Source organism: Sphingomonas sp. SDUR79 (assembly GCF_056821745.1).
The window spans coordinates 112,134-135,606 of the sequence record NZ_JBPDIN010000001.1 but is presented as its reverse complement, the minus strand read 5'-3'; the positions used below and the strand labels follow the sequence as shown (position 1 = coordinate 135,606).

Here is a 23,473-nt window from a genome sequence, read left to right as displayed (position 1 = left end):
CATCTCGGGAGTAGCTGATCATGACCCATGGCGACGCGGCGCTGGCCCAGGCGGCGGACATCATCCGCTCCTGCCGCAGCGACAGGATGCCGGTGCCGATCGTGCGCGGCTTCTTTGATGAGGCGACGTTCACGGTCAGCTATGTCGTCCATGATCCGGTCGCGCGCGTCGCGGCGATCATCGACAGCGTGCTGGACTTTGACCCCGCCTCCGGGCGCACCAGCCATGGCTCGGCACAGGCGATCGTCGACTATGTGCAAGCGCGCGGACTGACCGTCGAATGGCTGCTCGAAACCCATGTCCATGCCGACCACCTCTCCGCCGCCCCTTGGCTGCAGGCGCAACTTGGCGGCAAGTTGGCGATCGGTCGCCACATCACCACGGTCCAGGACACCTTTGGCAAGCTGTTCAACGCCGGGACCGAGTTCGAACGCGACGGATCGCAGTTCGACCAGCTGTTCGAAGATGGCGACAGCTTCATGCTGGGGTCGATCCGCGCCACCGTGCTGGCCGTGCCAGGTCACACCCCGGCCGACCTCGCCTTCATCATCGGCGATGCAGTGTTCCCGGGCGACACGATCTTCATGCCCGATTACGGCACCGCGCGCGCGGATTTTCCGGGTGGTGACGCCCGGCGGCTCTATCATTCGATCCGTCGCCTGCTCGCGCTCCCGCGTGAGGCGCGGTTGTTCCTGTGCCATGACTATAAGGCACCGGGTCGCGACGAATTCCGCTGGGAAACCACCATCGGCGCGCAGCGCGACGCCAATGTCCATGTGCATGACGGGATCGGCGAGGATGAATTCGTCACCATGCGGACCGCCCGCGACCGCACGCTCGACATGCCCCGACTGATCCTGCCGTCGATTCAGGTGAACATGCGCGGCGGTCGCCTGCCCGAACCGGAGGAAAACGGCACCCGGTATCTCAAGATCCCGCTCGATGCGGTGTGACCGCTCCGGCAGACGCGTGATGGAGCCCGGCCATGGTTGATCTGACCTACCTGCTGCTCGGGCTGCTGTCCGGCGCGCTGGTCGGCTTTTCGCTCGGCCTGGTCGGGGGTGGCGGGTCGATTCTGGCGGTTCCGCTGATGGTCTATGTCGTCGGCGTCACCAATCCGCATATCGCGATCGGCACCGCGGCGCTGGCGGTCGCGGCCAATGCAGCAACCGGGCTCGCCAGCCATGCCCGTGCCCACACCGTCAAATGGCGGTGCGGCGGCATGTACGCCGCAGCGGGCGTTGTCGGCGCGTTCGCCGGATCGACGCTCGGCAAGGCGGTGGACGGTCAGAAGCTGCTGGTCCTGTTCGCGCTGCTCATGGTCGCGGTCGGCGTGCTGATGATCCGCGGTCGCAAGGCAAAGGGCGACCCGACGGCGCAATGCACCCGGACGAACGCCCCCCGCGTGCTCGGCTTTGGCTTGGGCAGCGGCGCATTCTCCGGCTTTTTCGGCATTGGCGGCGGCTTCCTGATCGTGCCAGGCCTGATCGCATCGACCCATATGCCGATCGTCAACGCCGTCGGCACAAGCCTGGTCGCGGTCACCGCTTTTGGCCTGACCACGGCGCTCAATTATGCGGCTTCCGGTCTGATCGACTGGACACTTGCCGGCATTTTCATCGCTGGCGGCGCTGCCGGCGGTCTTGCCGGCACTGCGGTGGCGCGCCGCTTGTCGGGCGATGGCAAGCTGACGCTGGTTTTTGCCGGCCTCATCTTCCTCGTCGCCAGCTATATGCTGTGGCACAGCGCCCGTGCGGCCTTTAACTGAGGGTCGGGACCATCGTCCGAACGCCGGGCGGCTCCCTCAAACCGTGCGAATGGTCCCGCCATCGATGACGAACTCCGCGCCATGGATCGCGGCAGCGCGGTCGGCCGCGAGATAGGCGATCAGGTCGGCGACCTCTTCGGGCTCGGCACCACGCCCGATCGAAATCCCGCCGAGCGCATCGAGCACGGATCGACGCGCGTCCTCGATCGTCCCGCCATTGGCCGCCCGAAGCGTATCGAGAAAATCGCCAGCGCCCTCCGTCATGATCCAGCCGGGCGACACGGCGTTAACCCGCACGCCCTTCGGACCGAGCTCCTTCGAGATCGACTTGCTGTAGGTTCGCAGCGCTGCCTTGGCAGCGGCATAGCCAGTCGTGGATTCGGGCAGCGGCAGCACAGACTGGATCGAGGTCACGTGCACGACAACCCCGCTGCCCCGCTCGACCATCTGCGGGATCAGCAGGCGATCAAGGCGGACCGTCGCCAACAGGTTGAGGTTCAACTCCGCCAGCCAGTGCGCGTCCGAGAGCGCGACAAAGCCACCCGCAGGCGAGGCCGAGCCGCCGATAACATGGGCGAGAATGTCGACGCCGCCCAGCCGCTCTACCGCCGCGCTGGCCAGCGCTTCGCTGCCCGCCGCCGTGGTCAGGTCGGCCTCGACATAGTCGACGCCCGCTATAGGGTCCCTGATCGCCCGGGCGGCGGTAATCACGCGTGCGCCACCAGCCAGGAAACGCGCGACCGTGGCGCGCCCCAGGCCCTTGGTACCACCGCTGACGACCACGCGCTTGCCCGCGAACTCTGTGGGATCTGCCGTGATGCTCATACCGTCGTCTCCAGTGTCTGGATGGTGCCGTTCACCAGCGTGAAGCGATAGGTGAAGCGCAGCGGGCTCCCCGGGAAATCGCCATGGGCGGGACCTTCGATGACGATGTCGCCGTCCTCATCCCGGACCGTGTCGGGCGCGAAGATCGCCTTCACCGGCATCACTTCATCCTCGAACAACTGGCGGATCGCGGCCTCTCCCGCGAACCGCTTGCCGTTGTCGATGAAGACGGCGTCGTGCGCGAAGGGCTCCAACATGCCGTCGAGATCAAGCCGGGCATTCGCCGCGACATAGGCGGCAATCGGCGGGGGCAGCTCAATCGGCATGTTCATCTCCTCGACAGTGACGACAGCCATTTAGCGATGGACATTTCGCCTGATAATCGAGACAAAACGGCATAGAGTGTAACGCGAAACGGAATAATGCGCCGCCATTCGCTGATCGAGCTGGAGGCAGTCCTCGCCATCGTGCGGTGCGGATCGTTCCGCGCGGCGGCACTCGATCTTGGCATGTCGGCCACGGCAATCAGCAATGCAGTGGGCAAGCTCGAGCGGGAGCTTGCCGTACGATTGTTCAATCGCACTACGCGCAGCGTTTCGCTCACCCATGCCGGGCGCATGTTCGTCGCACAGATCAAGCCAGCGCTTGAAGACATCCAAAAAGCGATGAACACCGCCCGCGCGCAGCAGGAGACGCCATCCGGCATCTTGCGCATCAACGCCTTCGCCACAGCGGCACGCGAAATCATGACGCCGCTCGTGCTCCGCTATCTTCAGCGCTACCCGCAGGTTCATATCGACCTGGTCACCGAGGGACGGCTCGTTGACGTTGTGGCGGCCGGGTTCGATCTGGGGGTGCGCAGCGCGGATCTGGTACCCAGCGACGCGATCGCCATCCCGCTCGGCCAGATGCGTCGCATGGCAGTGGCGGCATCTCCGGCCTTTTTCGAAGGCAGGGCAATCCCCCGAGTGCCACAGGATCTGCTCGATCACCCCTGCCTGCGCGTGCGGCTCCCCAATGGCGCCATGTTTCGATGGCAGTTCGAGAAGGGCGGCGAAGAGCTGCAGGTCGAGGTTGACGGCCCCATCACCTTGGACGAAGCGTCGCTCGCCCGGATCGCGGCGATGAACGGCATCGGCATCGGCTATTTCATGGAAGCCGATGTCCGCGAAGACATCGATGCAGGTCGGCTGATCCGCATTCTGGAAGACTGGACGCCCCCGCTCGCGCCGCTGTGTCTCTATTATTCCAATCGCCGCAATTCGTCCGCAGCCTTCCAGGCCTTTATCGCGCTCGCGCGCGATTTTGCTGCCGGACGGCTGCCACGGGATTGAACGCCACGCTCGATCAGGCCCAATCGACCATCCGCCTGCCGCGTGCTGGCGCGGCACGGCAGCTTCCAGGCTTGATCTGCGCGCGCGGTTCGCCGAACCCTTTACCGGCGATCCGACGGTCATATGATGACAGGCAACTGCGTTCCTTAAGGACATGGCTGACACCAGTCCGTCATGCCTAACAGGCCGAACCGTCCGCGCGCAGGAAGGAGCAGCCGGTTGACCCATCGCTATTCCGCCCTTGGCCTCGACATCGTCGCGCCGTTTCCGTGTCAGGGCTTTTCAACAGCTGACGGACAGCGCACGGGGCGGGAGGTTGCGCTGGAGATCGGCCCCGTGCCCGCTCAGCTGGCAAATCCGGTATGCGTCCGGCCGCTGCTGCAAATCGATGCGGCCGGTACCGCGCTGTTTCATGTTCCTGGCGTTGCACGCTACCTGATCCGCGATCGAACCTGCATTACGATTGCGCTTGAGCCTGGGGCCGAACGCGATCGTGCGGTGGATTTTCTGAAGGGCACGCCGCTCGCGCTGGTGTGCATGCAGTGGCAGCTGGTTCCGCTCAACGCGGTCGCGATGGCATTGGACGGCCACGCACTGCTGCTCGTCGGCTCACCCGGCATCGGCAAGAGCACCCTCGCGGCGGCGCTGGCCGACAAGGGGCTCGGCCTGCTTGCCGACGGGCTGTGCGCGCTTGAGCAGCGACCCGGTTCGCAGCCCATGATCTGGCCGGGGTTTCCCGAAATCAGATTATGGCCGGACTCGATCGCGGCGCTTGGGCATCCCCTGCCGGAAATGGAGCCGAGTCCCGGCGGACGCTACTGCCTGTCCGGCGCGCGCTGGTTTCAAACCATGCCATGTCCGATCGGCGCAATCGGCATCTTGCGGCGTGCGACCGAAGGCCTCGTTGCGCAGGCCCAGCGGCACCACGGTTCCGACGCGTTCAAGGCAGTCATCCATTTGGCGCGCCAACCGCAGGCGGCACGCGCCCTTGCGCTGGACCGCATATGGATGCCCCTGGCGGCGCAGATCGCGCGGGACACGCCGCTCTACGAACTCTGGTACCCGCGCGACCTGTCGAAGCTCTCCGCGTTGCCCGATTGGGTGTTGGACCGAATGGAGCTTGCTGCCGGGCCAGCGCAGCCAAGGACGCAAGTCGCGCCCGGCGGGTCAGCATGATGACGCACGCAGGCGACGCAGCGACAGGGATTTACTGGATCGCATCCTATCCCAAGTCCGGAAACACATGGGTGCGCCTGTTCCTCAGCGCGTTGAAACCCGATTCCGAAATCGATCTTGCGCGCATGGACAATACCGGCGTGCTTGCCGTCAGCCGTGGCCTGATCGAGCAGCTTGTCGATCTCGACCTTGCCGACCTGTCATGGCAGGAAGCCGCCGAACTGCGCCCAGTCGCCTATCGCGCCCTGGCAGAGCGTTCGCGCGGCCCCGTGTTTCTCAAGACCCATGACGCCTGTGGCAAAACGCCGTCCGGCGCGGATCTGTTTCCGATCGAGGCCACCCTCGGCTGCATTCATATCGTGCGCGACCCGCGCGACGTCTGCCTGTCGCTGGCAGCCCATGATGCACTATCGGTTGATCGCGCGATCGCGCGGCTCGGCGAGCCGGACACACCCACGGACAAGACGACCAAGACGCGATTGATGGAGCGGCGCGGCTCCTGGTCGGAACATACGACGAGCTGGCTCGACTCACCGCTACGCCGCCTGACGCTGCGCTACGAGGATCTGGTCGCGAACCCCATGGCGGCATTCACCGCGCTCACCAATTTTTGCGGGCTCGCCCCGAGCACGCAAGATATCGCTCGTGCCATCGCCGCGACCGATTTCGAGCGCCTGGCCGCACTGGAGGCCGAACGGGGTTTCCGCGAACGACCCGCCGGCATGGAGCGCTTCTTTCGTGCCGGACGGGCCGGCCAGTGGCGCGACGCGCTGTCGCCGCACCAATTGGCCCGTATTGAGCAGGATCATGGCGTCGTCATGCGCCGGCTTGGCTATGCGCTCGACACGCCATCGCGTGCCAGTCGTTCATCCAGACCATCGGATCATTTCAAACGGGGCTGATTTCGACCCATCAGCTGTCGGCCCGGTTCCGGCGGGAGTTGCCAACCCGCAAGTCACCCCCAATGCTCAAGGTTCATTCGCGTTTCTGCGTCCCTCAAAAGCGGGTATTTGCAGGGATCCCGGTCGCGCCACCCGCGCCTTAGCCAAGGCAGCCACAGGGCACATATCCGGGTTCGAAGTTGACCGACACGCCCCCGGTGGCCGTAGCGAAGTTCCCGCCGCCCATGTATTTTTCGGTGAAATTGTATTTCTCCCGGGTGCAGTATTTTGCGCCACGGCTGAGAATATCGACGCGCGTCGAGCGCTCGATCGGAATGCCGGTCAATTCGTTGCGTTCCACCTTCCATTCTTCGCCAGCGGCAATCGCACGGACCGCCGTCATGTCGGGCCTGTCCCAAAATTGCTTCGTGACGGACATCGCCCGCGCCTCGATCGCGGCGCTGCCAGCGGCACCTCTGCCAGGCCCGCAAACGGCGCGATTGGACGGCGTGAACGCGCTGGCCGGGACGGCAAGACGAAACGACCCTCGGGCCACAACTCCCGAGGCTAGCTTCCCCGAATTCTCGGTGTTGGTCTGCGCGATCAGTTCCATTTCGATGGTATGCTGTCCCGGCTTCAACAGTCCCGCGGCCGTCGCACGGCTCAGCAGCTCGAGAAATGCATCGGCGCCGGGCACGACCACGCGGTCGGGATTGCCGAGCTGGCCGCGCCAAGTCGTCCAGGTCTGGTGATCCCTGCGGCCACCCCACGGCTTGATCTGCGTATCGAAGGTCTGCCCGCCTACCTTGAAGCGCGCGGTGTAATGGACCCCGTCGGCATAGATTTGCTGGGCAGGAATGCCGTTCTTGGCCGCGATAGCATTGACCGCCGACCGTTCGGTGTAGACGCGAAAGAAGATCGGCTGTCCCAGCGTGAAGTCACTCGCCAATGCGCCGGGGTTGATGGCGCCCAGCGTCAAGTCGCTGCGGGTGAACACGATCTGGTTCTGGTGGGCCGCGTGCATGGGATTATGGACGCCCTGGTCCGGGATCTGCGACCCATTGGCCGGGGCCGCTGGCGCCGCCTTGGGATTGGCAGTCCGCCGCGCTTCCGTTCGCTCGATCGCGGTACGCGCCCGGTCCAGCGCGCTGGATTGGGCCAGAACCGCGGTTGCCGTGCCTGCCGACAGGATGGCGACCACCGAAATCGAAAAACCCTGCATCGGACTCACTGGATTTCACTCCCGAAGATTCGAGGGGGAGCAATGCGCGCCGACCGTGCGAGCGGCCATCCCCCCAAATCGCGGGATTGGCGCGATACCCCGCAAACGCCGAAGGCGGATGCATTGCGGCGCTTTCGCCGGGGCACCTTGATTCTGCGGCCTTTGGGTGCCCCCCACATCCGATGGGATGCAGCCGGCGGAGTTCCGTGATTAGTTCATGACACAGGCAGACAAGGACCCACCGATGGGCATGTTAAATCATCGCGTTTTAGTCTGGTTGTTCGACCGTAGCGCCCTTGCGGCAGCAAGAGCGGGCATGCACGCACTTGGCTAGCCTGTGGTCGCGGATGACGCGCAAACTGGGTTGGACACTCTTGAAACTGGCAGGCAGTGAACATCCGATGGCAAGTACACATCACGAAACCACGGATCGAGACAACCCGGCCCGCGTTGTGGTGGTCGAAGATGACGCCCGCCTGCGCAATTACGCGATCAGTGCGCTTTCCCGGATCGACGATATCCAGTTGGTCGGTGCCGCCGGCACAGTGGAAGCCGGCCTGTTGCTGATCGATCAAAGTCCCGATCTGGTCTTGCTCGATCTTGGCCTGCCCGATGGCAGCGGCATCCAGATCATCGATGCAGTGCGGGAGCGTGCTCCGGGTTGCCGCGTCCTGGTTTTTACCGTGTTCGAGGATCGGGCGAGCGTGCTCAATACGCTCAAGGCCGGCGCCGACGGCTATATCCTCAAGGACACCAATGCGGAGATGATGCTCGAGCATGTCCGTGCGACGCTGGCGGGTGAAACGCCGATCAGCGCGCGAGCGGCCAGCCACTTGTTGAGCTTTGTTCGCGACGAGCCCGTTGCCGATGGGCCTGCCGACCCGCAAGCGCCGCATCTTTCACCGCGCGAGCGCGAACTTCTCGAGTTCTTGGCACGCGGGCTCAGTCGCAAGGAAGCGGCGCGCGTGATGGAGATATCGCCCCATACCGTCGCCGAATACATGCAGAGCATCTATCGCAAGCTTCAGGTCAGATCGCGCGGCGAGGCCGTGTTCGAGGCAATCCAAGCCAACCTCATCCGCATCGGCAAGCCATGAGACATGACCGCGCGGATCGCCTTGGCGCGCCTGCCCGGCACCGTCAGAGCCTGTTGTGGCTGCCAATCGCCGCGCTGCTGATCGGTGCGAGCCCGGCCGAACCGGGGGAAATCCAGATCTTCGACGATTGGGCCGTTGGCTGCGATAACCTGCGCAATTGTCGCGCAGTTTCGCTGGGCTCAGGCGATCCCATAGACGGCCCGGTCGAAGATCCCATTGCCATCGCCGTTTCGCGCGGCGGCGCGGGAGCAGATCGGGCGTCACTGTCAGTCGTATGGCCCGATGCCGTCGGCCCCTATCGCCTGTCACTCGACGGCGAGACGATCGCGACCGCCGCACACGAAGGAAGCGGCCTCGACCTTGCCGATGATCCAAAAAGCCGGAATGCCGGACCGGTCGCGCAGCTGCTGGCAAGGCTCCACCAGGGCCGCTGGCTCAGCCTGCACAACGCCCATGGCGACGTGGTTCGCAAGTCCTCCCTGCGCGGGCTGAAAACCGCCATGCTGTACATGGATCGGGTTCAGCACAGGCTTGAAACCCGAACCGCGCTCGCCGTTCCCGGCCCTTTATCGCCCGATGGGATCAAGCAGTCCCCCAAGCACTGGATCACTGTGCCGAGCAGGTCGGATCTGCCGCCAACGGCTCTGCCTTCGGATCTGGAGGCCAGGGTCGCGCGGGAGCAGGAGTGTGAGGCCGGGGCAAGCGACCTCAACGCCAACGCACTGGTGCTACAGCGCCTCGATGCCAGGACGACGCTGGCCCTGGTGCCATGGCCGTGTGCCAATGGCCCCTATAATATCTGGAGCGAAGCGTTTCTGATCGATAATGCCGGTGTCGCCCGCCCTGCCCCCTTCGAATCCCATCGCAGCGCGGGCCGCATGGCCGGATCGTCCATCGTCAATCCCGACTGGGACGATCATTCAGCGCAGCTCAGCAGTTTTGCCCGCGGGCGGAGCTGGGGCGATTGCGGGACGCGGACACGCTATGTGTGGGACGGCGCGATGTTTCGGATTGTCGAGCGCGAAGCAATGCCGGTCTGCCGCCGCAGCGAGGACTTCATCCTGATCTGGCAGGCCACGCCACGCAGCGCACCACGACGCTGAGACCACACCCCTATATGTGAGGGGATAGGACCGGCGGTGCGTTCGTAAGAAAGCCATGGAGCTTCAACCCATAGGGGAAACTCCAATGTCCGCTGTTTCTGATCGCAACCGTGCCAAGCGCTTTACCTCGACCGGCTTGATGGTCTCGGCCTCGTTCGCAGCCCTTTTGTTCGCGGACGCAGCGCAGGCGCAATGTGTCACCAACAATGGTCAGCCCTTGAACGGAGTTCAGGTCGACGGAACAATTGTCACCTGCACCGGCGCGGTCTCGGGCGAAACCATCGCTTCCAATGCCAATGCGGTCGAGGTCGAGATCACAGGGGCTGGAACCGATGTCGGCGGCGGGTCGAACATTTTCCTCATCGGCGGTCAAAGCGTTGCCGTAGTCCGCAGCGGTGCGTCACTGACCGCGTCGACGATCTACACGCTTGGCAATGGCAATCTTGTCTGGGTGCAGGGTACGGCCAATGGCGCCGGCATCACGGTAGATGGGGACAGCTCCGACCTGCTGTTCGACACAGGCAGCATGGTCAACATCGCGCCCGGAAACCTCGCCGTTCTGGCAAGCCCAACGGGAACCAACGTCATCACGCTGCGTGGCACCCTGTCGGGCAGCAGCACGACCGGCAGCTATCTCTTGCGGGGCGGAAACGGGAGCCAGCTCGTATCGCTCTCCGGAACCCTGTCCGTGCAGTCCGACGGCCTTGCCATGAATCTGGGCGATGGCGATGACGCGATCGACATCGAAAGCGGGGCGATCATCTCCGGCGGCACGGGCAACAACATCCTGTTCGACGGCGGACAGGGCAATGATCTGATGCGGATCAGTGGCGGTGGCGTTTCCGCGTACAACAGCATCGGCATTGAAACGCTCGTGCTGGACCCGGGGGCCGGCAACGTTCGTGTGCTGAGCGGTGCGCATGCCGATGTGACCCAGTTCAACGTCGCAAGCGGCACGGTCGACGTCACCAATCTGGCGGCACTGGGTCAGGCGAACAGCAATGTCCAGATCCAGTCGGGCGCGCAGCTGTCGCTGTCGCAGAACGGCGTGGCGACATTCGATCACGTCCTTGCCGGCACCGGCACTCTGGCGCTCAATTCGGGCGGCGGCACCTACACCTTCGGCGGGACCGGCAGCACCTTCGCCGGCACTTTCCAGATTGCGGCGGGCGATACCGCCGTCATCGCAACTGCGGATGCGCTTGGCACAGCGACGTTCCAGAATTCCGGGGTGGTCCAGCTCGGCGGCATCAACCTGGCGAACGACATCAGCGGCACCGGCCAGGTCATCGTGACCAGTGCAGGGAGCAACAGCCGGCTGAGCGGCAACAACACCTTCAGCGGCGGGCTGGATATCCAGGGCGTGCTGGAGGTGGCCAGCCTCAATGCGCTCGGCACCGGGGACATCACCGCGTCGACCAACAGCGGCGTCCTGTCGCTGGAGATCGGGACCGACGGCGTGCTGTCAAACGACCTCACAGGCAACCTCACCATCGTCAAGTCCGGTGCCGGTGTGGTCGATCTGACCGGGACGAACAGCTATACCGGCAACACGCTGATCAATGACGGTGCCATCCGGATCGACAGCTTTGCGCGGCTTGGCGGTGGCATGGTGTTTACCGGGTCGGCCGGCAATCTGATCCTCAATTACAATGGCGTCGGCCAGTTGCTGCAGACCACGCCGTTCATGGTGGGCGACGGCACCTTCATCAAAGAAGGCACCGGTGATGTCGTGATGAACCAGAGCAGCACGTACACCGGCGGAACGATCATTCGCGCGGGCCGCATCGGCCTGAACAACGGAGACGCGCTGGGCACTGGCAACATCCAGATCGATACCGGAGCCATTCTCGGCATCGGCGGGATCACGCTTGCCAACACGGTCTCTGGCACCGGTTCCATCATCAAGACAGCCAACAACATCGCGACCCTTTCCGGGGACAATAGCGGCTTTACCGGCCTGTTCGATGTCCAGGACGGCGCCGTCGAACTGCTGGACGGGCGCGCGGCGGGATCGGGCAGTCTGGCGATTGCCAATGGCGCCATCGTTTTCGTCAATTCGGCTGTGGGCGATACCACGATCGCGGCCAACATCTCCGGTGCCGGCGATCTTGAGAATCTGGGCAATACCCGCCTGACCTTGACCGGCAACAACAGCCTGTCGGGCGACGTTTTCATTTCGAATGGAACGCTACGGGTTTCGGGCAGCCAGAATATCGGCATCGCCGACATCATCATTTCCGGCAGCGCGGCGCGGCTCAATCTCGATACCGCGGGGAACACCACGTTCTTCAACGTGATTTCCGGCAATGGCGGCGTGGTCAAGACCGGCACCGGCACCGTAACCCTGACCGGCACCAACAGCTATGCGGGCGGCACCGATATTCAGGGGGGATCGCTGCGCGTCGCCGATGTCAGCGCTCTGTCGACTGGCCCCGTCAACGCGGCGACCGGGACGGCGCTGATCGTCGACAACGGCACCAACCAGACGCTGACCAACGTGCTGACCGGCGATGGGAGACTGGAGAAGTCCGGCGCTGGCGATCTGACGGTCACGCAAAACGCTCTGACCGGGGGCCTTGCCATTTCCGGCGGGCGGCTGCTGGCCGTTGCGGGCCTTGGCAGCATCGGTACCGGGCCGGTTTCGATCTCATCAGGCGCTGAACTGGTCTATACGGGATCTAACAACAGCAGCTTCGCCACCGGCCTTTCGGGCGCCGGAACCTTTCGCAAGATCGGAACCGGACAATTGCTGTTCGCCAACCCGTTCGCCATCGGCTTGCTTGCGGTCGATGCAGGATCCGTGCGGCTCAATGCCACTATGACGGGCAACGCCATGGTGGCATCGGGCGCCAGGCTGGACGGAACCGGCCGGGTGATCGGTACCCTGACCAACAACGGCACGGTCGCCCCGGGCAATTCGATCGGCACGATGACGGTGGAGGGCAATTATGCCCACAACAGCGGCAGCGTTCTGGAAATCGAATTTGACGGCACCGGCGCGATCGATCTGCTGGCGGTGACCGGAACCGCCACGCTCAATGGCGGCACGCTGCGCTTCGTGTCGATCGGCGCTGCCGAGGGGCTTGGCGGCACCTTCCTAACCGCGACTGGTGGCGTCAGCGGCACGTTCGCCACGGTCGAGACGGTAGGCGCGCAATTGCCGCTCGCTGTCATCTACCAGCCCAACGCCGGGTTGATGGCACCATCGGTGCTGACCGCACGCCCATCGACCTTCAACGCGCAGTCGCTGGCTGCGGCCGACACCGCGCTTGGCTTTATCGATGCGATCGGGGCGGGCGACGGCCGCCAGGGGAATGGGAGCCGGGTGTGGATGAGCGGCTTTGGCACCTGGGGTAGCCGCAGTGCATCGGGGAGCACGCTGGGCTATGACCATGACACCCGGGGCTTGTCCGGCGGCGTCAATGTCGATGTCGGAAACGGCGTGACACTGGGCGCGGCGGTCGGCTGGGCGAAGGGAGACATTACGCTTGGTGAAAACGGCGGCGGCGGCGATCAATCGAGCGTGATGGGCGCCATCACCGCGCGCTATGTCGGCAGCGGTTTCACGCTGGGCGGCGGGGCGCTGTACGGGCGGGTCGATCAGGCGACCGTACGGAACGTGAGCTTCAGCGGCTTTTCGGACAGTGTGAACGGTGACACGGATTCCACGCTGTTTGGCGTCTTCGCCGAACTCGGACTGCCATTGGGCTCGGCCGGTGGATGGGCTTTCAGCGCCAATGTCCGCGGCAGCTACATCGGCCAGCGCCAGGAGGCATATACCGAAAGCGGCACCAGCCCGCTGCGCCTGCGTCTCGACGATCTGTCCACCGATAGCGTCGAAGGTCAGGCCCGGTTGACGGCAAAGACCCGGCTGTGGGCACCTGTCCAAGGCGCAGAGGAAACGCCGGAAGGACTAGACCTGCGGATCGAAGCGGGTGGCCGTTATCTCGATGCGCTTGGCGACCGGGCGATCCCGGTGACGTTCGCGGCCAGCAATGCCGGTGTCGTGCTGCAAGGTGACACGCGCAATTCCCTCCAGGGGCTGTTCGGCCTGGGACTGGACTATACCACCGGCAGCCAGATGACCTTCAGCCTGGGCTATCGGGGTGAGGTTGGCCAGACCGATCGCCATTCGGTGCAGGGCCGTGTCAGCATCGCCTTCTAAGTGCGACCGGGCTGACGATCCCCACCTGCTGCAGGTTGAGACGACCGGCGGCACGCCGGGAATGGGGCTGGCAGCTGCACTGCTGCCAGCCCTTACGGCCGGCCTGGCTCTGTTCGTTCTGGCGAGTCCCCCTGCAACCGAAGCCAAGTCGTTGCATCCCGACGCTCGGCTGCTGCGCGGCGAGGTACGGCAAAAGGGCGACTGGCTGATCGCTTGCGATAATGGCGGCGATTGCATGATGCTGGGCTTTCCGCAGGCGCAGGCCGCCGGGAGCCATCCGGGAAGCAAGACAATCGACCTGGCGCTGCAAATCCGCCTGACAGGATCAGCCGGCGCGGCAGCGCCCGTCATCGAGCTGGTGCGGTTCGGGCGCACTGCTGCATCGCAGTCGACAACCAAGCCGTCACCGCCGTTCCTGCTGGACATCCAAGCGCGATCGGATGCCGGTGTCGTTCCCGATGAACATGGGTCGATCACCGTCCCGGTCCATGGCCGCGCAAGGGTGTCATTAGGCCAGCGCGAGGCCCTTGCGGTGCTGAGTCATCTTTCGGCCGGGCGCTCGCTCGTCGGCAGGGCGATCGGCGGCGAGAGCGCGGCGGTGCGGTTTCCGCACGAGAGCACTCAGGAGGCGCTGCGCATCCTTAAACGAGCGCACCACGCCCTATCGATGCGATTGCGCGCGAACCCTGCCGCGACAGCGCAAAATGCTAAGCCAGCCGCGAGACTTCGCGCAACGCCCGCACTGGTTTCGGGCTTCGTGCCGGTCATGACCCGGAACAGCTGCAAGGGCGCAGGCACGCGAAACGTTCGCCGTTTCACGTTCAGCAATGGCGCCGATCTGTGGGTTTACGAATGCGAAGACCAGCCTGAAGGGCATATCGAATTTCTGGCCATGTCGGACCGATCCGGCGAACTGGCCGCGTCACTCGAGCTTCCTGACCCTCGCGACGGGCCTGTTCCGGCTGGCAGACAAGGTCTTTCCGGCCGAGGGTTCGCCTTCGATTTCGATTTCGGCATCCTGCGCCACTATGCCTTTGCGGGCGAACAGGAGGATTGCGGCCTGTTCCGCGCCTGGGGCTACACCACGCGTGGCTGGCGCCTGCTGGAGCGGCGGGAGATGCCGCTGTGCATGGGGCTGACACCGGAACACTGGATACGAACCTATACAGAGGCTTCGAGCGGGGCGCGTTCCGGTGCGTGATCTGCGCCACCCCAGTCGCGCGCGATGGGCAGTGCTGGCGGGGGTGTGTCTGGCCGTTTCGGCCACACCCACCCTGGCGGCAGGAGAACCGCCCAAATATCTGCGCGACCTGGACAGGGCTTACCATGCCGGCGACTGGACGTTGCAGTGTAACAGTACTCGCCTGTGTCAGATCATCGGCGTCGCCAAAGTTCCCCGAAATGGCGTTGGCGTGAGGGCTGTGGTCATGATCAGCCGGGGCATCGCGCGGAACGCACCGCCCCGAATGCGGATTGCCTTTGTCGATTCGCTCGGCAGTCTTTCCGTCCCGCAGCCAAACGATCGCTGGCGGCTCTACGCGCGTGGTGTGCCCAGAATGCCGCCGCCCCTGAGGCTGGGTTTGGGCGCGGCCGACCGGGACGGCGCCTATCGCCCATCTCCAGCGGCCGGGGCGACCATCATCGGCGCGCTGCGTCGCTGGCCGGGAACGGTCATCAAGGGCAGCGGCGGGCTCAAGGTGAAAATGCCCCACGGCGACCTTGAGCGCCTGTTTCGCAGGATGGATCGGCTTCAGCATCCCCGGAAGCCAAGGCTGTCCGCGCAAGAGCAAGCACAGTGGCTGAAGGAATATCACCATGTGATCCTGCGCCATTCCCAGATCGAGGATCCGGTTCCCGGCGATGTGCTACGCGCCTGTGATCGCGGCACTTATGTCAACCAGCCCGATGGATGGCGGATCGGGCCGGGCCATCGACTATGGCACCTGGAATGCCCCGAAGGCTATAAGCTGTTCCTGCAACCGGACGGCAAGGCCGCAGTCCGGATCGATGCGCGGGATGCCACAGGCAAGGCCCATGTGCATGGCTATGCGGGGATGGGGGACGACTCGCTGCTGATTGTCAGATTGCCCAAGGACGGCGATGACGGCTGTGGCCGCCAACTGAAGCTGGGATTTTCCGGCACAGCCTTCCTCATGATCGAGGACCGGCGTTATGACCGGTGCCGCGCGGTCCCGCATGATTTCTGGCCCCTGCTATGGGCGCCGACGCGCTGGAACTATGCCGAATGACGGCGGTGCCATCCGGTGATCGGGCAGGGCCGATTGCGGCTTGCGGAAGCGTTCCGCCCTACCCCTGCGCGTCGATCGGCGAGAGGCGGAGCTCAACGCTTGTCCCGCATGGCGCGCTGGCGATGTGCAAGGTGCCGCCAACCGCCCTGGCGCGGGTGTGCATGCTGGTGAGCCCCCGACCCCCCTTGGGTTGTTCGGGCATCCCGACGCCATCATCGCTGATCGAAATGCGGACATCACCCGCGCTGGTATAGCCGCTATCGAGCGCGATCACCGTTGCCCTGGAATGGCGCATGGCGTTCGAAACCGCTTCCTGCAGGATGCGAAGGATTTGCAAGGTGGGACGCGGACCCGGCCCGGGCTGGGCTTCGTCCAGTCCATGATCGACCCGGAAAACCATGCCGGCCGCCTCGACCTGAGCCCTGACCCGATGTTCGAACGACCGCAAGGTTTCGGTCAGACTTTCGTCCGCCGTATCCATGGAATCGACGATCAGGCGCAAGTCCGCGATGCTGGACTGCAGGCCTTCCTCAATCACCTTCGGTTCGGTCGCGCCGCTGCGCACCTGCATCATCAGCCCCAGCAACTGGCCTCCGATGCCGTCATGCATATCGCGCACGATGCGCTGGCGCTCCTCCAAGGTGACTTGACGCTGGAGCATCTGACGTTGCGCTTCGTAGCTCCGGGATAGCTCAGCGTCCTGCTCCGCCAACCGCTCGGCAAGAATCGCATTGGCGTGGATGACGGTCTGGCGCGCCTGCGATGCTTCGCGGGCGATGGAGGCGACCACGCCGAGCCCCAGCAGCAATCCGGCGACCGACGTAATGTAAAAGGTCAGCGGCAGGTCCGGCCGGAACGGCACGTGCAGCGCAAAGACGGAGTCGCCCGCATCGACGAGCAGCGCCATCAAGCACATCGCCAGCGAAATCCGTTCCAGCCAGCGGCCATCCCTGCGGTGCGCAATGGCCCATGCCAAAGCCGTCAGACCCACTGCACCGAGCAGGGCGGTAAGCCCGAGATGAACGATCGCCGCCACCTTGAACCAGCCACGAATGGCAGGGCCGACAGCAAAGCCGGCAACCGTCACCACGATCAGATAGGCGATCACGCCGACCCAGAGACAGGCGGCAAGGCGTGACCATCGCGGAGCGATCTGTTCGCCGGCAAGGAGATGTAGGGCAAAGGCGAAAATCACCGACGCTTCGAGGGCGTAATAGGTGAACGCGGTGATCAGGAATGGAATCTCGAACGGCATCGGAAAGGTGATGAAGCAGGTCCGCAATGCCCAAAACAGCATCACCACCATCAACGCGCGGACACGCGAGCGATCTTGCTGCGGCCACTGGGTCGCCACGATCAACAGGATCGCGAACACTAGGAACGACACCGCCATGATCGGAATATACGTGTCCAGCAGTTCGATACTGCGCACGGCCCGGGCCGCCTCGGTCGCCGGTCCGATGGAGAATGGCGCAAGCGCCAGCACGGAACTCTGCGCGTCGATGAAGACAAGGATTTCGTTCTGGCCGACGCGTTGCTGGGCAGTCGGCAGCATATAATAGGCTGCCTTTCCGTCCGTTGCCCCGCGCAGGGTATCGAGGGGGGTATTGGGTTGGAGGACGGCCCCGTTCAGCCTGATTTCCTGCACGCCCGGTGTTGCCCCCAGAAAAAAGGCAAGATCGGCATCGGCCCTGGCGATCCGGAAGGGAATGCGAAAGGCGACCCTGTTGCCGCTGTCACCAATGGGGGTGCGATAAATCGGGGCGTCATCGTAAGGCGCGGTGAAAACCGGCGAGGATGGATCGATCGATCCATCTGCCTCCACCCTGACGAACTCAAGGACTTTCCTGGCTTCCAGTCCATTGGGCTGGGCACTCTCTTCTGCGACGTAAAGGAAAGCCGAAAAGGCGATGACAAGGCCGGCCAGTACCAGCACTCCCGCAAGCCAGTCTTTGACACGATGCGACAATAGCCCGTGCAGCCGCCCTCCCCCGGCAAGACTGTGATGATTTGGGCCCGTCAACCTTATCCACCCCCCGGGCGCAGACCTAAACTTGGCCCGATCGTTTACGCCAACCGAAACCCGTTAATGCCAGGCCCGCAAGTACGCCGACAATGGCGGCAGCATACCATATTGCCAGATAGCCAGGCGAGGTTTCGGCTTCGACCCGCTGCAACAATTCTGTGTCCGCCGGTTTGGACGGATCGCGCAGGATCATCGCCTTCTGCCTGACCGCTAGGGCTTCATAGTCGGATTGCCCGACATCAAGGTGCGTCGTGGTCAGTGCCGGATAGTCGGACGCGGGAAGTCGTCCAGCGACCTTCCATTCGGAATAGGGCGCTTCGCGGTTGAGGTCATGCTGCAACGACAGGCTATAGATGATGCGCGTCTTGCGGCGCCCCTGGCCGTCGACATAGGCCTCGCTCCGGCTGTTCCGCTCGATCACGGTCGCTTCAGCGACGGTGCCCCTTGCCTTGAGCGCCTCCAGCTTCCTTGCCTCTTCGCTGGACAGATAGGCGGCAAACGGCATCGCGATCGTCAGCGCCAGTCCCAGCGCCAGTTGCAGCTCGCCCGGCTTGCCCTTTCGCCGCGCGCGCAACTGGTCGGCAACCGGGCGATATGCATTCATGGCGCGCTTCCAGGCATCTTGGCGACCTCGACCACGCCTTTCGCTGTGGAAGCCTTGCCGATACGCCAGCCGACCAGCCCGAACAGCAGCGTCAACGCCAGGGCGATGGCGATGCGCGGATAGTAGATGCTTTGATCGAAATCACGGATGGCTTCGAAGAATTCCGGATCTTCGCCGCTGTAGATGCGGTCGACCACCACAAATTTGTCGCCGACCTTGGTGGCGTCGTAGCGTTCTTTCGTCACTTTCATGACGTGGCTGAACTTGCTGTCCCGCACCGGATCGCCGGTCAGCTTGTCGGGCACCGGCAGATCTGCAGCGCTCACCTTCCCCGGGTAGGCGGCAAAGGGAACGCTGCGATCTTCCGAGAGATAGACGAGCAGATAATAGACGTCGTAGGTGGTGGTCGATCCCGAACTGCGCCGCCCGATCCCGCCGGTCCGGTTGGTCACCTCGCCTTCCGCCATGTCGTGGACGACAGCCTGGAAGACCGATCCGTCCTGCTTGTATTTGTCGACCCTCGACTGCTCGTCCATCATGTTCATGAAGAAGATGAACGCAAAGATCAGGGCGAGCACGGCCAGACATTTGAAAACGAGCCCGATCCACGGGCGGGCTGCAGCATTCATCGTCGTCCCCTGAGCATGATTGATCGGGACTGGTCTAACCCCCGCATAGAGGGGGGCGCATTCCCTTCATTTGTGGGGGTGTGCCTGCTCCAGCAGTTGCCTCGCCAGCGCAAGATCGGGCCCCGACACGAAAATGCGAAAGCGGCCCTCGTCGGCTGCCGTAAACGGCGGCATGTCGTTGGTGCGGACCACAATTCCGTCAGACGCCAGCCGCGCCTGAGCGTCGGCGGCGTCAGCGGGATCATTTCCCGCATAGACCAGGAAACTGCCGGTTACCTGTTCGACGAAATACGCGCAGGCCCGGGCTTCGCTGTCCGTTTCAAGGCACAGGGCGATCATCACGCCGCGTTCGATGATGTAAACCCGATAAAGGTCGCTCTCGCGGTCGAGGTAGAAGTCGAACAGGCTGATCCTGTCGCCAGCCCGCCTGATCCAGTCGGCATAGCCGTGCGTCACAAGCCAGGCGTGAAGCGCGTCGATGGTCATGCCGTTTCCACCAGTTCCAACATCTTGCGTGCACACCGCCGGTACTGATCGACGGGAGAGGGTGCGATGCTGGCAACCCAGTGGACTGCGTGCGCGGCCTGATCGCTTGAGCAGTCCGGTGCGACAGCCCGCGCTTTGGTCGTTTGCTGTCGCGTCGGCGTCGGGACGTGCAGCGCGGCCAGCTTGCTGAAGCAGTGGCTGGCTTCCATGGCGACGGCATACGGCACCATCCAGTCCATGAACCGCCGCGCAACATCGGCAAGATCGGCGTCAAGGCGGGCGGCCGTGGCGAGCGAGAGGACGAAGGCCGGCGCGTCTTCCACGGGAAGCCCGTCATGGATGGCGTCACAGATCATCAACAGGGGGCTGGGGAAGCCACAATGGTAATAGGCACAGGACAGATCATAACGCCCTTCGCCAAAGGCCGCCGTCAGCCGCATCCGCTGGCCATCGCCATCACTGGCCAGTCGACCGCTCTTGATCAGCTCGACCACGCGGTGGATCGTCCGCTGCCGCCGCTCAGGGTCGCCATGATAGGCAAGGAATGTTATCATCCGGGGCAGCCTTATTTTGACGGCGTCGGCGAGCATGCACGCCGAGAACCGCCCGCTCCGATCCGGCCAGGGTTTCCGCCTGATCTCATGGCTCGCTTACGGCGCCGCTCCCGCGTGCGGCATCACGCGCCAGGTGACGAGCCAGTTTTCCGGCGTCACGCCGAGGCAGCCGTGCAGTTCTCGACCGGAAACAAGCTGCCATGCCGTGCCGTTCCACCCCCATTGCCTGCGCCATCCACAATCCTTGTGGTCCGAATAATAATGGGTGGCCGTGAGCAGCCCGGTGGCGGGATCAAAGCTGCTGTTGGGCAAATACGCGCGAAGGGCCGCGCGGCCCTGTTCCGGGCGGGGAAAGTCCGGAAACACTCTTCTGCCATCGGGTCGCTCAAAGAACCACACTGACCGTGGGTTACGCGGGCTGCCGATCACGTCTTCCTCGCCGCAATCTACCCGCCAAAGCCTGTCCCCATTGGCTAGTGCATAGGAGGCGCCACTGTGCGGCGCAGCCATCACCCCGCAAATCAGCAGGCCGCGCTTGCGAAGTTCTTCGTCGGTCACGTCTCTGGCGGCAGCCGTGCGCGCGCCCCTGATCACCTTGACGCGCGGCGGCATTCTGGCGGGCACGACGCTGGCAGCGGGCAAGGGCCCCTTGGCATAGATTGCAGTGGCATTGCCGCGACGGCCCTGGGATTCGTCCATATAACGCAAGGCGGCGGTCATGCCCTTGGTACTGGCGATGCCCTGAATTTCGGTGTGTCGGGTCGCTACCTCGGTCGTCTTTACGCTTTCGCTCAGAAACGCTTCGACGTCGCGCGGGTCGACCTCCTGCATGCCGTCCTTCAACGCGAGCAGGCGATAGGCTTTGCCGACCCGATTATTCTGGGAATCGAGAACGTGCAGCGTCAATTTCGTCCGCGTATCGGACGGCATCATGCCCCATACCCGACGATCGACAAACACGCGTGGCCGCGCAGCCGCGCCGGCGTCGCGGGTGACGCGCAGCATATGAAATGCCGCCTCACCCCATTCGCGGGTCAACACATGCCGAGCCAGCGCGCGGGACAGGCCAATGGCTTCGCATCTGCCGCCATTGTCGCAAGATACCGACCAGTCGCCGAATTCCTCGACCTCCGGCGCAGTGCCAACCGTTTCCAGCCCGTCTTCCGCCGCCGATGGAACCGAACCGGCGAGCATGGCGGAGGCGACGGCGATCACGACGGGATGCAGCACAGCGCGAGAGCGAGACATTCTCGATGAATTACCTCGCCAGATCAGGGAGCATATCCCCCCAGGCGAAGGGTGTCCGGCACGCTTTCGGTCGAAAGATCGCCGCCGACCGCGCTTAGTCGCCGCGCCCGCTGCGGACATGCTGCAACAGCATCGCGACAATCGACGCGATTGCGGCAATTACTGCGACCGCCGACCAGCCCGAGTAGTGCCAAGCGGTCAGCGCGACCGCAGAGCCGGCAGCACCGCCAACGAACATCGTGCCCATGAACAGCGTGTTGAGCCGAGCGCGAGCATCCGGCTGCAACGCATAGATCAGGTGCTGGTGCGAAACGAGCGCACTCTGCACCCCGAAATCGAGGGCCAATACACCGAGGGTCAACCCGGCGAGCGAAATCCACAGACCAAAGATCGCCCAAGCGCACAGCGTCGCGCCAATCCCGAGCAGGATCACTGTCCGCGGTCCGCGGCGATCGGCGAGCCTGCCGGCAATTGGCGCCGCCAGCACGCCAACCGCGCCGACAATGCCGAACAGGCCGGCCACATCTGCCCCATAGGCGAACGGCGGCGTTTGCAGGCGGAGCGCCAGCACGGTCCAGAACGCGCTGAAACCGGCGAACAACAGCGCCTGGGTGACCGATGCGCGCCGCAACGCCGGATGTGCGCGCCACAGATTCACAAGCGAGCGCAGCAATGCGCCGTAACGCAGACCGCTATCCGGTGGGCTGGCGGGTAAACGATGCGCCATCAGCGCGGCAGCCGCGAGCGCGATCGGCACCGCCAGCCAGAACATCGCGCGCCAGCCGGCCTGCGTCGCGACGAGTCCCGCGAGCGTGCGGCTGAGCAGGATGCCGCTGAGCAGGCCCGCCATCACCGTTCCGACCGTAGCACCGCGGCGTTCCGGCGATGCCAGATGCGCGGCAAGCGGTACGATCTGCTGCGCCACGGTTGCGAACAGTCCCACCGCCAGCGAAGCCGCGACGATCAGCAATGGCGTCGAAGCGGTTGCCATCAAGACGAGCACGAGGGCGAGCGCGATGAATTGCAGGACGATGAGCCGCCGACGCTCGATCAGATCGCCAAGCGGCACAAGCAGGAACAGGCCCGCCGCATAGCCCAGCTGGGTCGCGGTCGGCACCGAGGCGGTGGCAGACCGGCCAAGATCGCCCGCCATCAAGCCGAGCATCGGCTGATTGTAATAGATATTGGCGACCGCGATGCCCGCCGCCAACGCCATCGCGAAGACGGTGCCGGTGCGCAGCGCCACAGGGTTGGTCGCGCTGGGGTCGGATGGGATTGCGGTCATCTGCACATTCCTGCTGAATGGATGAAGGCGGGGCGGCGTGGTGAGCCGCCCCGCGATTTTCACTCGACGTCGACCAGGACGATTTCGGCGTCTTCAATCGCGGCGACCGTGATCGTGTCGACATCGCTGATCGCGACACCGTCCCGCGCCTCGGCGCGCACACCGTTCACCTCAATCGCACCGGTCGCGGGGACGAGATACGCCTTGCGATCCTTGCCAATTGAATAGGTGGCCTGCTCGCCCGCCTTGATCGTCGCGCCGACAACGCGCGCGTTGGTGCGGATCGGCAGCGCGTCGCCATCGCCGTCATAGCCCGACGCCAGGGTCACGAACTGTCCGGCGCGCTCGTTCTTGGGGAAAGGCTTGGCACCCCATTGCGGCTTGTCGCCGGCGCGGGTCGGGATGATCCAGATCTGAAAGATCTGGGTCGTATCCGGCTCCATGTTATATTCCGAGTGACGGATGCCGGTACCCGCGCTCATGACCTGGACGTCGCCCGCTTCGGTTCGGCCCTTGTTGCCAAGGTCGTCCTGATGCGTGATCGCGCCTTTGCGGACATAGGTGATGATCTCCATGTCGCGATGCGGATGAGTGGGAAAACCCGTGCCAGGCGCGATCGTGTCGTCGTTCCATACCCGCAAATTGCCCCAGTTGGTGCGGGCAGGATCATGATAGCCGGCGAACGAGAAATGGTGCTTGGCATCGAGCCAGCCATGATTGGCGCCGCCAAGGCTGGCGAAAGGGCGAAGTTCGATCATCTTGAATCTCCTGACGCCGGCGACGTTGCCGGCCTTGAAGCGGGATGTAGAACTTGATGG

General features: G+C 64.2%; 21 protein-coding genes. 10 read left to right on the top strand and 11 right to left on the bottom strand.

The features are described from left to right. Nucleotides 1-20 precede the first annotated feature (20 nt). Together ACRYLO_RS00580 and ACRYLO_RS00575 are read left to right on the top strand one after the other, a co-directional pair. Complete coding sequence (locus ACRYLO_RS00580) at nt 21-953, top strand: MBL fold metallo-hydrolase (RefSeq protein ID WP_482658408.1); 933 nt, start codon at nt 21-23, stop codon at nt 951-953. A 32-nt stretch (nt 954-985) separates the two neighbouring features. Continuing rightward, nucleotides 986-1,768, top strand: coding sequence for a sulfite exporter TauE/SafE family protein (locus ACRYLO_RS00575; protein ID WP_482658407.1), 783 nt, complete (start codon nt 986-988; stop codon nt 1,766-1,768). Between the two features lie 36 nt (nt 1,769-1,804). On the opposite strand, the gene ACRYLO_RS00570 is transcribed toward ACRYLO_RS00575, so the two are convergent. Both ACRYLO_RS00570 and ACRYLO_RS00565 read right to left on the bottom strand, forming a co-directional pair. Continuing rightward, nucleotides 1,805-2,593 (bottom strand): SDR family oxidoreductase, encoded by a 789-nt coding sequence (locus tag ACRYLO_RS00570; protein ID WP_482658406.1) that lies wholly within the window; start codon nt 2,591-2,593, stop codon nt 1,805-1,807. After that, nucleotides 2,590-2,919 (bottom strand): YybH family protein, encoded by a 330-nt coding sequence (locus tag ACRYLO_RS00565; protein ID WP_482661648.1) that lies wholly within the window; start codon nt 2,917-2,919, stop codon nt 2,590-2,592. Before ACRYLO_RS00565 ends, ACRYLO_RS00570 begins: the two co-directional genes overlap by 4 nt. Nucleotides 2,920-3,015: 96 nt before the next feature. Between ACRYLO_RS00565 and ACRYLO_RS00560 the strand changes: the two genes are divergently transcribed. The 3 genes from ACRYLO_RS00560 (at nt 3,016) to ACRYLO_RS00550 (ending at nt 6,005) form a co-directional block, all read left to right on the top strand. Then, the gene (locus ACRYLO_RS00560) at nt 3,016-3,927 is read left to right on the top strand and encodes a LysR family transcriptional regulator (RefSeq protein ID WP_482658405.1); all 912 of its coding nucleotides are present in this window, start codon (nt 3,016-3,018) and stop codon (nt 3,925-3,927) included. 336 nt (nt 3,928-4,263) lie between these two features. Next, entirely contained in the window at nt 4,264-5,103 is an 840-nt protein-coding gene (locus tag ACRYLO_RS00555; protein WP_482658404.1) for a hypothetical protein, read from the top strand. Beyond that, entirely contained in the window at nt 5,100-6,005 is a 906-nt protein-coding gene (locus tag ACRYLO_RS00550) for a sulfotransferase domain-containing protein (protein WP_482658403.1), read from the top strand. The genes ACRYLO_RS00555 and ACRYLO_RS00550 overlap by 4 nt, the downstream gene beginning before the upstream one ends. Before the next feature lie 139 nt (nt 6,006-6,144). Here the strand turns inward: ACRYLO_RS00550 and ACRYLO_RS00545 are convergent, their stop codons facing one another. Beyond that, nucleotides 6,145-7,215 carry a hypothetical protein gene (locus ACRYLO_RS00545; protein ID WP_482658402.1) on the bottom strand — a complete coding sequence of 357 codons (1,071 nt, stop codon included), beginning with the start codon at nt 7,213-7,215 and terminating at the stop codon, nt 6,145-6,147. A gap of 338 nt (nt 7,216-7,553) precedes the next feature. Here ACRYLO_RS00545 and ACRYLO_RS00540 point away from each other — a divergent pair, with 338 nt between their 5' ends. The 5 genes from ACRYLO_RS00540 to ACRYLO_RS00520 all read left to right on the top strand — a co-directional run bounded on the left by ACRYLO_RS00540 (nt 7,554) and on the right by ACRYLO_RS00520 (nt 15,823). Further along, complete coding sequence (locus ACRYLO_RS00540) at nt 7,554-8,303, top strand: response regulator (protein ID WP_482658401.1); 750 nt, start codon at nt 7,554-7,556, stop codon at nt 8,301-8,303. Further along, on the top strand, nt 8,300-9,406 hold the full coding sequence (locus ACRYLO_RS00535) for a DUF1176 domain-containing protein (protein ID WP_482658400.1): 1,107 nt from the start codon (nt 8,300-8,302) through the stop codon (nt 9,404-9,406). The genes ACRYLO_RS00540 and ACRYLO_RS00535 overlap by 4 nt, the downstream gene beginning before the upstream one ends. An 85-nt stretch (nt 9,407-9,491) precedes the next feature. Beyond that, nucleotides 9,492-13,574 (top strand): beta strand repeat-containing protein, encoded by a 4,083-nt coding sequence (locus ACRYLO_RS00530; protein ID WP_482658399.1) that lies wholly within the window; start codon nt 9,492-9,494, stop codon nt 13,572-13,574. A 61-nt stretch (nt 13,575-13,635) separates the two neighbouring features. Further along, nucleotides 13,636-14,775: a DUF1176 domain-containing protein gene (locus ACRYLO_RS00525; protein WP_482658398.1), complete on the top strand. Its 1,140-nt coding sequence runs from the start codon at nt 13,636-13,638 to the stop codon at nt 14,773-14,775. Beyond that, nucleotides 14,768-15,823 carry a hypothetical protein gene (locus ACRYLO_RS00520; RefSeq protein ID WP_482658397.1) on the top strand — a complete coding sequence of 352 codons (1,056 nt, stop codon included), beginning with the start codon at nt 14,768-14,770 and terminating at the stop codon, nt 15,821-15,823. The genes ACRYLO_RS00525 and ACRYLO_RS00520 overlap by 8 nt, the downstream gene beginning before the upstream one ends. A 58-nt stretch (nt 15,824-15,881) precedes the next feature. Here the strand turns inward: ACRYLO_RS00520 and ACRYLO_RS00515 are convergent, their stop codons facing one another. From ACRYLO_RS00515 to ACRYLO_RS00480, 8 genes are all read right to left on the bottom strand, one after another. Next, nucleotides 15,882-17,759, bottom strand: coding sequence for a sensor histidine kinase (locus tag ACRYLO_RS00515; RefSeq protein WP_482658396.1), 1,878 nt, complete (start codon nt 17,757-17,759; stop codon nt 15,882-15,884). Between the two features lie 112 nt (nt 17,760-17,871). After that, nucleotides 17,872-18,453: a hypothetical protein gene (locus ACRYLO_RS00510; protein ID WP_482658395.1), complete on the bottom strand. Its 582-nt coding sequence runs from the start codon at nt 18,451-18,453 to the stop codon at nt 17,872-17,874. Then, nucleotides 18,450-19,082, bottom strand: coding sequence for a hypothetical protein (locus ACRYLO_RS00505; RefSeq protein ID WP_482658394.1), 633 nt, complete (start codon nt 19,080-19,082; stop codon nt 18,450-18,452). Before ACRYLO_RS00505 ends, ACRYLO_RS00510 begins: the two co-directional genes overlap by 4 nt. Before the next feature lie 66 nt (nt 19,083-19,148). After that, the gene (locus ACRYLO_RS00500; RefSeq protein ID WP_482658393.1) at nt 19,149-19,568 is read right to left on the bottom strand and encodes a hypothetical protein; all 420 of its coding nucleotides are present in this window, start codon (nt 19,566-19,568) and stop codon (nt 19,149-19,151) included. Then, nucleotides 19,565-20,122 (bottom strand): hypothetical protein, encoded by a 558-nt coding sequence (locus ACRYLO_RS00495; protein ID WP_482658392.1) that lies wholly within the window; start codon nt 20,120-20,122, stop codon nt 19,565-19,567. Before ACRYLO_RS00495 ends, ACRYLO_RS00500 begins: the two co-directional genes overlap by 4 nt. Before the next feature lie 96 nt (nt 20,123-20,218). Continuing rightward, on the bottom strand, nt 20,219-21,337 hold the full coding sequence (locus ACRYLO_RS00490) for a DUF1176 domain-containing protein (protein WP_482658391.1): 1,119 nt from the start codon (nt 21,335-21,337) through the stop codon (nt 20,219-20,221). 127 nt (nt 21,338-21,464) lie between these two features. Continuing rightward, entirely contained in the window at nt 21,465-22,655 is a 1,191-nt protein-coding gene (locus ACRYLO_RS00485) for an MFS transporter (RefSeq protein WP_482658390.1), read from the bottom strand. A 59-nt stretch (nt 22,656-22,714) separates the two neighbouring features. Next, complete coding sequence (locus tag ACRYLO_RS00480; RefSeq protein WP_482658389.1) at nt 22,715-23,413, bottom strand: pirin family protein; 699 nt, start codon at nt 23,411-23,413, stop codon at nt 22,715-22,717. Nucleotides 23,414-23,473: the final 60 nt, after the last annotated feature.